A 12,413-nucleotide genomic window follows, 5' to 3' on the forward strand; every position below is an offset into this window, starting at 1 on the left:
CGACGTTCAATTCTCCCGGCTCGCGCGCTCGAGCGCTTCGATCAGATCGTCGATCTCCATGCGCTTGCGGAAGTCCGGGTCGACGAAGCGGGCTTTCACGATGCCGTCGCGTCCGACCACGAACACGGCCGGGATCGGCAACATCCAGCCGTCATTGCCATGGAATTTCGCCATGTCCTGATAGGACAGCAATTGCTGGATCTCGGCCCCGAGCCAGATCGCGAGGTTGAGCGACAGCGCATAGCCGTTGTCGAGATCCGTCAGGATCGGAAACGGCGCGCCGGATTCGGCCTTGAGCTGCCCGGTATATTCCTGCGTCTCCGGCATGATCGCGACGACCTGCGCCCCCATCGCGTTGATGCGATCCAGCGCCTGGACCACGGCGCGGACATTGAGCCGGCAATAGGGACACCAATGGCCGCGGAAGAACATCACCGCGACGGGGCCTCCCTCCAGCAGCGAGGGCAGCGACACCAGACGCCCACCCTCGTCGGGCAGCATGAACGGCGGCATCGCATCACCCGGCCGCGGCGCGGTCTCGCCGCCGCCGTTGCCATTCAATCGCGCGACCAGGCGATCGACCGCCTCGCCATAGGCCGGAAAGACCTTGCGGCTGGCATCGGCATAGGCGCGGAGCTGTTCGTTCAGCGTGCCGTCCATGTCGCGGCAGCGCCGGAAGGCGAGCCTGAGCTGTTCGGCGTCGGCTGGCGAGAGAAACGTCATCTTCCTGCTCCGGCTTTCCCTAAGGGCGAATACTAGTTTCCCGGTCCGCCCGCCCGCAAGGGGCGACCGCAATGCCAGGACGCCCATTGCGGATTGACGCGGACGCCCACCAATCGGGCGCGCTGGCATCGGACGCCGGATGCTGCGAAAGCGGAAATGCCGATGCCCAATCGGTTCGATAGCTGCCGCCTATCGGCATAGCGCAGGGCTATCGCATCGAAAGCAAGCCGGCATTTCAAGATGAAGACGGTCTCGACGAAGCTCCTGCCATAGCCCGCGGCCATCAGGGTTGCGGCCAACAGAGGAGACCTTCCATGTCTAGCCATCTCACATTGTCGCGCGTGGTTTGGACAGGCGTTGCCGTTCTCGGCGCGCTGACATTTGCGACGCCGGTTTTCGCCGGCGAATGTCCGGCCGGCAAGACCAAGCCGAACGCGCAGCAGATGGTCGACTACAAGCCCGTCGGCGTCACCGACGTGACGCTCGGCGCGATCGATCTCGGCAAGCAGCCCGCCCATATCGAGGGTCGCGAGCTGCGCTTCCGCAAGCTGACCATCGCGCCCGGCGGCATCGTCCCCTGGCACAGCCACGACGATCGCCCTGCCCTGATCTTCGTGCAGCAGGGCGAGATCGTCGAATACGCCTCCAACTGCGTCGACCCGATCGTGCACAAGGCCGGCGACATCCGCCCCGAAGTCTACGGCACCTCGCATTGGTGGAAGAACCTCGGCAAGGAGACCGTCATTCTCTATGTCGGCGACGTCCGCAAGGATCCCAACGACCATCACATGTAACGAGCGCTCTCCAGCCCCAGCGCGTTCGTTACGAAATGCGGCGCCCGGGACTCCATGCCGGGTGCCGCATCCCTCACAGGATCATCATGCCATGACCGATCTTTCCGCGTCGATCAAAACGGCCGCGACGACGATGGAAGCGCACTCGCCGGGTCTGGCGCTTCGCTCGCTCGTGATCGGCCTCACCGCATTCCTGACGGTCGTCGATCTCTTCGCGACGCAGGCGATCCTGCCCTCGCTGACCCGGCACTATGGCGTCACGCCCGCGGCAATGGGCTTTGCCGTCAACGCCAGCACCTTCGGCATGGCCGCAGCCAGCCTCGTGGTCGGCTTCTTCAGTCCGCATATCGACCGGCGAACGGGCATCCTGCTGAGCCTGGCCCTGCTTGCGGTCCCCACCAGTCTGCTGGCTGTCGCGCCCAATCTTACCGTCTTCACCGCATTGCGGGTCGCGCAGGGCCTGTGCATGGCGTCAGCCTTCGCGCTCACCCTCGCCTATCTCGGCGAGCAATGCAGCGCGATGGACGCCGGCGGCGCGTTTGCCGCCTACATCACCGGCAATGTCGCCAGCAATCTCGTCGGCCGGCTGATCTCGGCCGCATTGGCCGATGGCCTCGGCCTTGCCTGGAACTTCTACTTCTTCGCGGCGCTCAATCTTGCCGGCGCGGCGCTGGTCTATTTCACCGTCAATCGCGTGCGGCCGATGCATGCGGTGATGCGGGCGGCTTCGCCGCTTGCCGCCACCATCGCGCATTGGCGCAATCCGCAGCTGCGCGCCGCTTTCGGCATCGGCTTCTGCATCCTGTTCGCCTTCATCGGCACCTTCACCTACGTCAATTTCGTGCTGGTGCGGCCGCCGCTGTCGCTTCGTATGATGGATCTCGGCCTCGTCTATTTCGTCTTCCTGCCGTCGGTCGCCACGACGCTTCTGGCCGGCAAGGTGGCCGCACGGCTGGGAACGCGGCCCACGATCTGGAGCGCGCTCGCTGTCGCCGGGCTCGGCCTGCCCTTGATGCTGATGCCGCATCTCAGCGAGGTGCTCGCCGGCATGGTCCTGGTCGGCGTCGGCACGTTTTTCGCGCAGGCCGCCGCGACGGGTTTCGTCGGACAGGCCGCAGCCGACAACCGCGGCATCGCCAGCGGGACCTATCTTGCGTGCTACTTCTGCGGCGGACTGCTCGGTACGGCCGTGCTCGGGCGCCTGTTCGACGCTTTCGGATGGCAGGCGTGCATATTCGGCGTGGGCGCGGCGCTCGCGGCCGCAGCCCTGCTTACCTTCGCCCTGAAACGTTAGCGCTTGGCCGGCGCTTCCTGCGGCGGCTCATCGTCGGCGATCGCGCGCCAGGCGGCGCCGTCGAGATCGTCGTACTGGCCGCTTCTGAGCGACCAGAGGAAAGCGACGAGACCGGCACCTCCGAGCATCAAGGCCAGCGGGACCAGGATGACCAGGATCTCCATCACACGATCTCCCGCGAGGAGCTGCGGGCGCGCAGCGAGTTCAGCATCACCAGGATCGACGATCCGCTCATGGCGGCCGCCGCGATCAGGGGCGTCACGACGCCGCTGATCGCAACCGGCACCGCGAGCACATTGTAGCCGATCGCAAGCCAGAGGTTCTGCCGCATCAAATGCAGCGCCTTGCGCGCAGCGTCGATGGCAGCGACGACGGGGGCCAGCGGCCGGCCGAGGAAGACGAGATCGGCGGTGGCCTGGCTGAGATGCGCGGCCGAGATCGGCGACATCGAGACATGGGCTGCCGCGAGCGAGGGCGCATCGTTCATGCCGTCGCCGACCATCAGCACTTTGGCGCCGCGCCGCTTCAGCTCCTCGATCCGCGCGATCTTGTCGGCCGGGGTGACACCGGCGCGCCACTCGGGAATGCCGAGCGCGTCCGCCGCCGCCTTCACCGCCGGTTCGCGATCGCCGGACAGGATCTCGATGCCGATGTTGCGCGCCTTCAGCGCCGCGATCACCGCCTTGGCATCGGGTCGCAGGCCCTGGCGGACGGAAAGGATGAACCTCTCGCTGCCCTTGCTGAACGCCACAATGGAGGCCTCGGGATCGAGCGCGGCGCTGCCGACCAGCGCCTCGGCACCGCAGAAGGACGGACCACCGAGGCGCAGCTCGAGGCCGTCGACGGTCGCACGGACCCCCTGCCCGGATTCCTCCACCGCACTGAGGATCGGAGATTTCGCACCTGCTGCCTGCGCAACCGCAGCCGCGACCGGATGATGGCTCGACAGCGCGAGCCGGCCGGCGAGCTCGAAGATGTCGGCCGGGATGTCGGCCGCGTTCATCACCTGGAGATCGGGCAGCGTCAGCGTGCCGGTCTTGTCGAAGATGACATGGTCGGCTTCGGCCAGCCGCTCGATCGCATCGCCCGCATTGAGCAGCACACCCGCTTTGAACATCGTACCCGAGGCCACCGTCTGCACGGTCGGGATCGCGAGCCCGAGCGCGCAGGGACAGGTGATGATCAGCACGGCGACGCCGGTCACGATCGCATCGTGCCAGGAGGCACCCGCGATGACCCAACCGAGAATGGTCAGGAGTGCGGTCGCATGCACCACGGGCGCGTAGAGCCGCGAGGCCCGATCGGCAAGGCGCATGTAGCGCGAGCGAGCCTGGAGCGCGTTGTCGAGCAGCCGCGTGATCTCGGCGAGCAGCGTCGCCTCGGAGGCGGCCGAGACCCGCACCCGCAAGCTGCCAGAGATGTTCATCGATCCCGCATAGACCGGCGTGCCCTGCTCGGCCGTGACATAGAGCGTCTCGCCGGTGATCAGGCTCTGGTCGATCTCGGAACGCCCTTCGATCACGGTGCCGTCGACCGCGCAGCGCTCGCCGGGCCTGAGCAGCACGATGTCCCCGGGATTGATCGCCGCAACCGGAACCTGCGAGATCTCGTCGGGCCCGATGAACTTCGCCGCCGTCTCCGCCTTCAGCGCGGCGAGATTGCCGGCGACCGCGCGGGTCCGCCGCCGCATGTTCTGGTCGAGGAAGCGGCCGACCAGCAGGAAGGTCAACAGCATGATCGCCGCGTCGAAGTACGCATGCTCGGCGTGGTGGATGGTCTCGACCACGGACATGCCGAGCGCCAGGATCACGCCGATCGAGATCGGCACATCCATGTTGGTGGTCTTGGCCGACAGTGCACGCCAGGCCGAACGGAAGAACGGCTGGCCGGCATAGGCCGCCGCCGGCAGCGCGATCAGCGCCGACAGCCAGTGGAAGAAATCGCGCTGCTCCGGCAGCATGTCCGAGACGTTGCCGGACCATACCGGGATCGACAGCATCATCACGTTCATGGTGGCGAAGGCCGCAACGCCGAGGCAGCGCAGCAGGAAGCGGGATTCGGCGACCTCGGCGACCTCCGCGCTCTCGGTCTCGAACGGATAGGCCTTGTAGCCGAGCTCCTCCAGCCGATCGATGAAGCGGCCGGGATCGAGCGTGCCCGCCTTCCATTCCAGCGCGACGCGGCGGTCGGTGAGGTTGACGCGGGCCAGGGTGACGTCGGGGATGGCCGAGAGCCCGCGCTCGATCTTGGCCATGCAGCCGGCGCAGTGGACGCCCTCGACGGCGAGATCGATGTGCCGGAGGCCCTCGCCCGCGTCGCGGACGTAATGAGAGAAATCGCGCGTGACCTGCATGACGAAATCCTTCAGTTCAGGATCACGCGGTTACGGGACATGAACACGCGCATCCCCCGCGCCTCGCCCTCGATCACCAGGTCCCATTGGCCCGGCGCGACGGACGCCGCACTGCCGCGATAGAGACCGATGCCAGCTTCCGTGAGCTCGACCGCGAGGTCGGCGCGCTTGTCGGTCGGCCGCTCCAGCCGGCCGCCGAACTTCAGCCCGGAGATCGGCTGGCCGCCGGCATCGCGGGCTTCGACCTGGACCGAGGCGCCGCCGTCGTTGCGGCGCTCGATATGGGCGTTGACCTTCCATTTGCGCGCGGCCTGGTCCTGCGCCGCCGAGATCTCGCGCTCGTAGGTCAGGCCCGCGGCATAGGGGCTGTCGACCTCGGTGCCGGGCAGCGTCGCGATCGCGAGCTTCATCATTGTCGCGTTGACGCCGATCACGAGGCCGAAGAAAGCGACCAGCATCAGGAAGACTTTGGTTCCGGTCAGCGGCTTGAAAGCCATGGCAGTCTCCTGATTCTCAAGGCGAGACGAAATTGTCGGTGGCGGAAGCGACGATTCCGAGCCCGATGTCCGTGACGTGGAAGTGGACCGGAATCGACTTCTCCGGATTGTTCTCGGCCGGCGCGGTGACGAGAAGCCGCAGCTCGCTGGTCGCATCGCGCGGGATCACGATCATCGGCCGGTCCGGCGTCACCGAATCGACGCCGACGACGTGAACGGTCGAATTGACCGGTCCCTCGGCGTCGATCGCGATGACGCGGTCGTAGCCGCTCTTGTTCAGGAGCCGCACCGTATAGGCGTTGCGGATCGAGCCGTCGCTGAGCTTGACCGCGACCGGATTGCGGTCGTGCAGCACGTTGACGTCGAGCAGGCTGCGGGTCGCCAGCGTGTAGATCATGATGCCGCCGACCGCCGCGATGATCGCGCTGTAGACGATGGTGCGGGCGCGGACGATCCGGTAGATCGGCGCCTTGCCTTCCTGGCGGCGGTGGATGTTGATGTCGTTGTCGTAGCCGATCAGCCGCTTCGGCCGGCCGATCTTGGTCATCACGTTGTCGCAGGCATCGATGCAGAGCCCGCACTGGATGCATTCCATCTGCGGTCCGTTGCGGATGTCGATGCCGGTCGGGCAGACCGCGACGCACTGGTAGCAATCGACGCAATCGCCGACCTGCTGGCCGAGGGCGCGCAGCTCGGCGGCCTTCTTGACCGACGTGCGCTTCTCGCCGCGGTCATAGCGATAGGTGACGTTGAGCGCCCATTCGTCGGTGAGCGCGGCCTGGATGCGCGGCCACGGGCACATATAGGTGCAGACCTGCTCGCGCATGTAGCCGGCGAGCAGATAGGTGGTCGCGGTGAGGATGCCGATCCAGATATAGGCGATCATCGGCGCCTGGAAGGTGACGAGCTCCTTCACCAGGGTCGGCGCGTCGTTGAAGTAGAGCACCCAGGCGCCGCCGGTCCACCAGGCGATCAAGAGCCAGATCGAATGCTTGAGCACGATCTCGGAGATGCGCTCGAGCTTCATCGGGTCGGTGGAGGCATCCTTCTTCATGCGCTCGCGCCGGTCGCCCTCGATCAGGCGTTCGACCGCATAGAACAGATCGGTCCACACCGTCTGCGGACAGAGATAACCGCACCAGATCCGGCCGCCGATGGAGTTCATCAGGAACAGCGCCACCGCGGCGACGATCAACAGGCCGGTGAAGTAATAGACCTCCTGCGGCCACAGCTCGATGAAGAAGAAATAGAAGCGGCTGTTGGGAAGATCGATCAGCACAGCCTGGCTCGGCGCGCCGAGACCGCGATTCCAGCGCACGAAGGGCAGGAAATAATAGACGCCGAGGCAGAACGCCATCAGGCCCCATTTGATCCGGCGGAACGTGCCGGAGACGCTCTGCGGATAGACTTTCTTGCGGGCCGCATAGAGCGGCCCGACGTCGTCCGCGGGCTTCAATTCGTTCGGATTGACGGTCTTGTTCATCGCCTCGAGCTTCTTCAAAGGTGCGATTGAACCTAGAGCCGGCGCCGGAATGTCCCTTGATCCAACGCAAACGGGGGCGCTTTTCTTCGCCCCCGCCCCAGGTCATCCATCGCGGAGCCGGCCTATTTGCCGCCGCCCAGCGAGTGGACGTAGACCGCCATCGCCTTGATGGTGGCGGGATCGAGCCGGCCTTCCCAGGCCGGCATCACGCCGCCGCGCCCCTGGCTGATGGTCTCGATCAGGCTCGCCTCGTCGGAGCCGTAGAGCCAGATCTTGTCCGTCAGGTTGGGCGCGCCCAGCTCCTGATTGCCCTTGCCGGCGTCGCCATGGCAGGCGGCGCAATTCTCCGCAAAGATCTTCTGGCCCTTGGCGGCATCATAGCCGGTGCGGGTGGAAAGGCCCGACAGCGACCGGACGTAATTTGCGACCGTGACGATCTCGTCGCCCTTCAGCACGCCGTCCTTGCCGAAAGCGAGCATCTGGCCCTCATGGGTCTTGGCATGGCCCGACCGCACGCCGAACTGGATGGTCTGCATGATCTGGTCGAGCGTGCCGCCCCACAGCCATTCGTCGTCGTTCAGGTTGGGATAGCCCTTGGACCCCGTCGCACCCGTGCCGTGGCACGGCGCGCAATTGTCGCCGAACACGGTCTTGCCCTTGGCGCGGGCGAGCGCCAGCAGAGCCGGGTCCTTCTCGATGTCGGCGAGCGAGGCCGTGCCCAGCGCCGCCATCTTGTCACCCCGGATCTTCTCGAGGTTGGCCAGCTCGACCGCCACGTCGGCGCGCGAGGAATAGCCGAACACGCCGGCCGTGTTGCTGGAGATCAGCGGCCAGGCGGGATAGACGATCCAGTAGCCGATCGCCCAGACGATGGTGAGGTAGAAGGTGATCACCCACCACCGCGGTAGCGGCGTGTTGAGCTCCTTGATGCCGTCCCACTCGTGTCCGGTCGTGGACTTGCCGGAGACGGAATCGATGTCGCTAGAATGATCGGTCATGGTTTCTCACTCCTCCCGCAAGGGCAGGTGCGCTGCCTTGTCGAACGCAGCCTTGTTACGGGGCCAAAATGCGTAGGCGATGATCGCGAGAAAGATCGCGACGAACGCCGGTGTCCAGATCGTCGTCACGAGATCGGACGCAAGATTATGGACGGTCAGGATGGCTTTCATCGTTCATGCCTTCTCAGCGAAGATTGGCTTTCTCGTTGTAGATCTTGAAATCGACCAGCGTGCCGAGCATCTGCAGGTACGCCACCAGCGCGTCCATCTCGGTCGGCGTGCCGGGCTTGCCGTCGAAATTGCGTACGACGGCCTTGGCGTAGCGCTTGGTGAAGGCGTCGGCGCCGGCATTGTCCGGATCGGCCTGGGCCTTCAGGTCGGCGGCGGCATTGGCGAGCTGCTCGTCGCTGTAGGGGACCCCGACGATCCTGAGCGCGCGCATGTCGCCGGCGATCGCATCCGGGTCGACATCGGTCTTGCTGAGGAACGGATAGCCGGGCATCACCGACTGCGGCACGATCGCGCGCGGGTTGGTCAGATGGGTGACGTGCCAGTCGTCGGAATATTTGGCGCCGACACGGGCGAGATCCGGACCGGTGCGCTTTGAGCCCCACTGGAACGGGTGGTCGTACATGCTCTCCGCGGCGAGCGAGAAGTGGCCGTAGCGCTCGACCTCGTCGCGCAGGGGCCGGACCATCTGCGAGTGGCAGAGATAGCAGCCTTCGCGGACGTAGACATTACGTCCGGCGAGCTCCAGCGGCGTGTAGGGCCTGACCCCGTCGACCTTCTCGATCGTGCTCTTGAGGTAGAACAGCGGGGTGATCTCGACGAGACCACCGACCGCGATCACCAGCAGGATGCCGACGATCAGGATGATCGAGTTCTTTTCGAAGACTTGGTGGCGTGTCCAGAACGACATTGCTTGAGCTCCTCATTCCGCCGGCTGAAGAGCGACGGGCATCTGGACTTCCTGCTCGCCGACGCGAACCGTCATCCAGAGATTGTAGGCCATGATCAGCGAGCCGATCAGGAACAGGCCGCCGCCTGCGGCGCGGATGATGTAGAAGGGATGCATCGCCTCGACGGTCTCGATGAAGGAATATTCGAGGAAGCCGAGCGAGGTGTAGGCGCGCCACATCAGACCCTGCAGGATGCCGGACACCCACATTGCCGAGATGTAGAGAACGATGCCGAGGGTGGCGATCCAGAAGTGCCAGTTGACGAGCTTGAGGCTGTAGAGGCCCTTGCGATTCCAGGCCCACGGCACCAGGCAGTACAGCGCGCCGAAGGAGACGAAGCCGACCCAGCCGAGCGCGCCGGAATGCACGTGGCCGATGGTCCAGTCGGTGTAGTGGCTGAGCGAGTTGACCACCTTGATCGACATCATCGGGCCCTCGAAGGTCGACATGCCGTAGAAGGCGACGGAGACGACGAGCATGCGCAGCACGGGATCGGTCCGCAGCTTGTCCCAGGCGCCCGACAGCGTCATCAGGCCGTTGATCATGCCGCCCCAGGAGGGCATCCACAGCATCACCGAGAAGGTCATGCCGAGCGTCTGCGTCCAGTCCGGCAGCGCCGTGTAGTGCAGGTGATGCGGACCGGCCCAGATGTAAAGGAAGATCAGCGCCCAGAAGTGGATGATCGACAGCCGATAGGAATAGATCGGCCGCTCGGCGCGCTTCGGGATGAAGTAGTACATGATCGCAAGGAAGCCGGCGGTCAGGAAGAAGCCGACCGCGTTGTGGCCGTACCACCACTGGAACATGGCGTCCTGAATGCCGCCCCAGGCGATGTAGGACTTGGAGCCGAACACGGAGACGGGCAGCGCGGGATTGTTGCCGAGATGCAGCACCGCGATCGTCACGATGAAAGCGAGATAGAACCAGTTCGCGACGAAGATGTGCGGTTCCTTGCGCTTGATGACGGTGACGAGGAAGACCAGCAGATAGACCACCCAGACGATAGTCAGCCAGAGGTCCGAGTACCATTCGGGCTCGGCGTATTCCTTGCCCTGCGTGACGCCGAGCAGATAGCCGGTGCCCGCGATCAGGATGAAGAAGTTGTAGCCGAGCACGACGAACCACGGCGCGAGCTCGCCGGCAAGGCGCGCGCGGCAGGACTTCTGCACCACGTAGAAGGAGGTCGCGATCAACACGTTGCCGCCAAAGGCGAAGATCACGGCGGAGGTGTGCAGCGGCCGCAGGCGGCCGAACTGAATCCAGGGCAGATCGAAATTCAGCGCGGGCCAAGCCAGCTGCGAGGCGATGATGAGGCCGACGAGGAATCCGGCAATGCCCCAGAACATCGCCATGAAGGCCGAGAACTTGATCGGCCCCATGTTGTAGTTCGGGCGGCCGTTGATTTCCTGGGGCGGCAACGCCGCCGGCCGCTCGAAGTAGCGGTTGACGATGAAGAACACCGCAGCCACGCTCGCCGCCGCGCCGAGCGCGGCGTGGAACGCGAAGGGCGCATCGAGCGCCTTGGCCGAGGCGATCACGCAGAGGAAAGCGGTGACTGCGAATACGACAGCCAAGCCGCTTTCACCGATGGTCATGGATTTTGAGATGGAGGGCTGGCTCATGCGGATTCTCTCTGAAAGAACACGCTGCCAGAAACCACATTCACTCTCGCGGGGAATTGATTGAAATCAAGATAGATGGATTTCTGTTAATGTGAGCCGATGTGAGGCCAGCTGAGGTGCCTTCTCTCACCGCGCGCAGCGCCATCGCACGCGAGAGCTTGGTCCTGCGGTCACATCCTTCGAAGCACCTCCGTGAAGTCACGGAGGTTGGAACCGAAAGATCCAGACGTCACTCCCGCGCCGTCGCCTTGAGCGCCGCGATGACGTCTTCGCGCGCGATGATGCCGACCAGCTTCTGCGTGCCGTCGAGCACGATGATGCTCCTGATGCGGTGCTCGACCATGATCTGGAGCACGCGTGTCAGCCGCGTGTCGGGGCTGACATAGATGAACTCGGGCGTCATGACGTCGCCGATCTTGCGGCTCATCAGGTCGTCGTAGCGCGGCAACATGTGACTCGGCGTGAAAGCGAAGCACTTCAGGATGTCGAACTTGGTGACGATGCCGACCACCTGCCCGTCGTCTTCGACCGGGTAGGAATTGAAATCGTCGGTCTCGAACATCTCGCTGAGCTGGAACAAGTCGAGGCCGCGCTGCACCGTCTTGACGTTGCGCGTCATGTAGCCGTCGACGGTCTGTTCAAGAAACTGGTACACGGCGCGTCCTCCTCAATTCCTCAACTGGCCGGCCAGTGGTCAGTGCGACAGCAGCACGCTGCGCGCGGTTTGCGTCACCAGATATTGGGTGACGCCTCCGAGGATCAGTTCGCGAAATCTCGAATGACCATAGGCGCCGGCGACGATCAGGCCCGCGCCGACGTCGCCGGCGACCTTCTCCAGCCGCGCAGCAGGGGTTTCGTTTCCTGCGGCCTCGAGAACGCGCGCAGTCGCGGTGACGCCGTGACGGCCGAGCCAGGCGGCAACGTCGCTGACACCGGCCATCACGGCCGAACGGTCGTCGCCCTGCTCCGGGATTTCCACGATGATGACGTCCTTCGCCTTGTGCAGCATCGGCAGCGCGTCGGCCACTGCCTGCCGCGCCTCCGGCGAGTCCTTCCACGCCACCAGCACGTTGCGCAGGTCGAGCCAGTTGGCCCGGTCGGGAACGACCAGAAGCGGGCGGCCGGCCTGCATCACCAGATCCTTGGGGCTCGCCAGCGAGAAAGCGTCGGAGAAGGCCGGGCTCTGCCCCCCGCTGACGACGATGTCGGCGCAACGCGCCTGCGCCGTCACGAAGCGCGCCGGATAATCCACGGCGCTGCGCCACTCCGCGTGTCCGCCGCGATTTTTCACGGCCGCGCGGAATTGCGCTTCGAGGCCGGCCAGCCGCCGCTTGATCGAAGCTTCACCCTCATCGATCAGCGCTTGCGCCTCTGCGCCGTCGGTGAAATAGAGCGGCGGGGCGAACTGGGCCGCGGCGACCCCGACGATAGCTGCCTCGAATCGTTCGGCGAGTTCGCCTGCGACCTGAAGACGCGCTTCGTTGGGCTGATCGAGCGCCAGGCTGACCATGACGGTCGCGTATGTCATCGGGATCTCCAGCATTGCAGAATTCTTTCGAATCCTAGACCTGCTGCCGGGCAACAGGCTGAGCTAGATCAAATCGAGCGCTTGTGCCGGCCGCTTGCCGATCCGAGGGCAATCCGCCAGTGGATTCAACTGTCCGCGCTTGCCTCCGGCCAAGCCTTGGGC

General features: G+C 65.0%; 13 protein-coding genes. 2 read left to right on the forward strand and 11 right to left on the reverse strand.

Features of this window, described 5'->3' with window-relative positions:
* Window positions 1-6: 6 nt before the first annotated feature.
* Window positions 7-723, reverse strand: coding sequence for a peroxiredoxin-like family protein (locus HZZ13_RS20905; protein ID WP_197961421.1), 717 nt, complete (start codon window positions 721-723; stop codon window positions 7-9).
* A 314-nt stretch (window positions 724-1,037) separates the two neighbouring features.
* Between HZZ13_RS20905 and HZZ13_RS20910 the strand changes: the two genes are divergently transcribed.
* Window positions 1,038-1,517 (forward strand): cupin domain-containing protein, encoded by a 480-nt coding sequence (locus HZZ13_RS20910; RefSeq protein ID WP_197961422.1) that lies wholly within the window; start codon window positions 1,038-1,040, stop codon window positions 1,515-1,517.
* Between the two features lie 91 nt (window positions 1,518-1,608).
* Entirely contained in the window at window positions 1,609-2,811 is a 1,203-nt protein-coding gene (locus HZZ13_RS20915; protein ID WP_197961423.1) for an MFS transporter, read from the forward strand.
* Here HZZ13_RS20915 and ccoS read toward each other — a convergent pair.
* From ccoS to HZZ13_RS20965, 10 genes are all read right to left on the reverse strand, one after another.
* Complete coding sequence (gene ccoS, locus HZZ13_RS20920) at window positions 2,808-2,975, reverse strand: cbb3-type cytochrome oxidase assembly protein CcoS (protein ID WP_008550618.1); 168 nt, start codon at window positions 2,973-2,975, stop codon at window positions 2,808-2,810. The two genes, HZZ13_RS20915 and ccoS, sit on opposite strands and share 4 nt — an antisense overlap.
* Entirely contained in the window at window positions 2,975-5,164 is a 2,190-nt protein-coding gene (locus tag HZZ13_RS20925; protein ID WP_197961424.1) for a cation-translocating P-type ATPase, read from the reverse strand. The genes ccoS and HZZ13_RS20925 overlap by 1 nt, the downstream gene beginning before the upstream one ends.
* 11 nt (window positions 5,165-5,175) lie before the next feature.
* Complete coding sequence (locus HZZ13_RS20930) at window positions 5,176-5,661, reverse strand: FixH family protein (protein WP_197961425.1); 486 nt, start codon at window positions 5,659-5,661, stop codon at window positions 5,176-5,178.
* A gap of 16 nt (window positions 5,662-5,677) precedes the next feature.
* The gene (gene ccoG / locus HZZ13_RS20935; RefSeq protein ID WP_197961426.1) at window positions 5,678-7,144 is read right to left on the reverse strand and encodes a cytochrome c oxidase accessory protein CcoG; all 1,467 of its coding nucleotides are present in this window, start codon (window positions 7,142-7,144) and stop codon (window positions 5,678-5,680) included.
* Window positions 7,145-7,266: 122 nt separating this feature from the next.
* Entirely contained in the window at window positions 7,267-8,142 is an 876-nt protein-coding gene (gene ccoP / locus HZZ13_RS20940) for a cytochrome-c oxidase, cbb3-type subunit III (protein WP_197961427.1), read from the reverse strand.
* A 6-nt stretch (window positions 8,143-8,148) separates the two neighbouring features.
* Window positions 8,149-8,313: a cbb3-type cytochrome oxidase subunit 3 gene (locus HZZ13_RS20945; RefSeq protein ID WP_172783919.1), complete on the reverse strand. Its 165-nt coding sequence runs from the start codon at window positions 8,311-8,313 to the stop codon at window positions 8,149-8,151.
* 13 nt (window positions 8,314-8,326) lie between these two features.
* Window positions 8,327-9,061 (reverse strand): cytochrome-c oxidase, cbb3-type subunit II, encoded by a 735-nt coding sequence (gene ccoO, locus HZZ13_RS20950; protein WP_197961428.1) that lies wholly within the window; start codon window positions 9,059-9,061, stop codon window positions 8,327-8,329.
* A gap of 12 nt (window positions 9,062-9,073) precedes the next feature.
* Complete coding sequence (ccoN, locus tag HZZ13_RS20955; RefSeq protein ID WP_197961429.1) at window positions 9,074-10,723, reverse strand: cytochrome-c oxidase, cbb3-type subunit I; 1,650 nt, start codon at window positions 10,721-10,723, stop codon at window positions 9,074-9,076.
* Between the two features lie 229 nt (window positions 10,724-10,952).
* Entirely contained in the window at window positions 10,953-11,378 is a 426-nt protein-coding gene (locus HZZ13_RS20960) for a CBS domain-containing protein (RefSeq protein ID WP_197961430.1), read from the reverse strand.
* 39 nt (window positions 11,379-11,417) lie between these two features.
* A complete protein-coding gene (locus tag HZZ13_RS20965; protein ID WP_197961431.1) occupies window positions 11,418-12,251 on the reverse strand; it encodes a universal stress protein in 834 nt (277 codons plus the stop codon).
* Window positions 12,252-12,413: the final 162 nt, after the last annotated feature.

It is taken from the genome of Bradyrhizobium agreste (assembly GCF_016031625.1).
Taxonomy (GTDB): Bacteria; Pseudomonadota; Alphaproteobacteria; order Rhizobiales; family Xanthobacteraceae; genus Bradyrhizobium; species Bradyrhizobium agreste.

Bases quoted from the DNA above. Each gene is read 5' to 3' on its own strand.
- HZZ13_RS20915 (WP_197961423.1), top strand. From the start codon at position 1,609: ATGACCGATCTTTCCGCGTCGATCAAAACGGCCGCGACGACGATGGAA.
- ccoS (WP_008550618.1), bottom strand. From the start codon at position 2,975: ATGGAGATCCTGGTCATCCTGGTCCCGCTGGCCTTGATGCTCGGAGGT.
- HZZ13_RS20925 (WP_197961424.1), bottom strand. From the start codon at position 5,164: ATGCAGGTCACGCGCGATTTCTCTCATTACGTCCGCGACGCGGGCGAG.
- HZZ13_RS20965 (WP_197961431.1), bottom strand. From the start codon at position 12,251: ATGACATACGCGACCGTCATGGTCAGCCTGGCGCTCGATCAGCCCAAC.
- HZZ13_RS20910 (WP_197961422.1), top strand. From the start codon at position 1,038: ATGTCTAGCCATCTCACATTGTCGCGCGTGGTTTGGACAGGCGTTGCC.
- HZZ13_RS20930 (WP_197961425.1), bottom strand. From the start codon at position 5,661: ATGGCTTTCAAGCCGCTGACCGGAACCAAAGTCTTCCTGATGCTGGTC.
- HZZ13_RS20945 (WP_172783919.1), bottom strand. From the start codon at position 8,313: ATGAAAGCCATCCTGACCGTCCATAATCTTGCGTCCGATCTCGTGACG.
- ccoO (WP_197961428.1), bottom strand. From the start codon at position 9,061: ATGTCGTTCTGGACACGCCACCAAGTCTTCGAAAAGAACTCGATCATC.
- HZZ13_RS20905 (WP_197961421.1), bottom strand. From the start codon at position 723: ATGACGTTTCTCTCGCCAGCCGACGCCGAACAGCTCAGGCTCGCCTTC.
- ccoP (WP_197961427.1), bottom strand. From the start codon at position 8,142: ATGACCGATCATTCTAGCGACATCGATTCCGTCTCCGGCAAGTCCACG.
- ccoG (WP_197961426.1), bottom strand. From the start codon at position 7,144: ATGAACAAGACCGTCAATCCGAACGAATTGAAGCCCGCGGACGACGTC.
- ccoN (WP_197961429.1), bottom strand. From the start codon at position 10,723: ATGAGCCAGCCCTCCATCTCAAAATCCATGACCATCGGTGAAAGCGGC.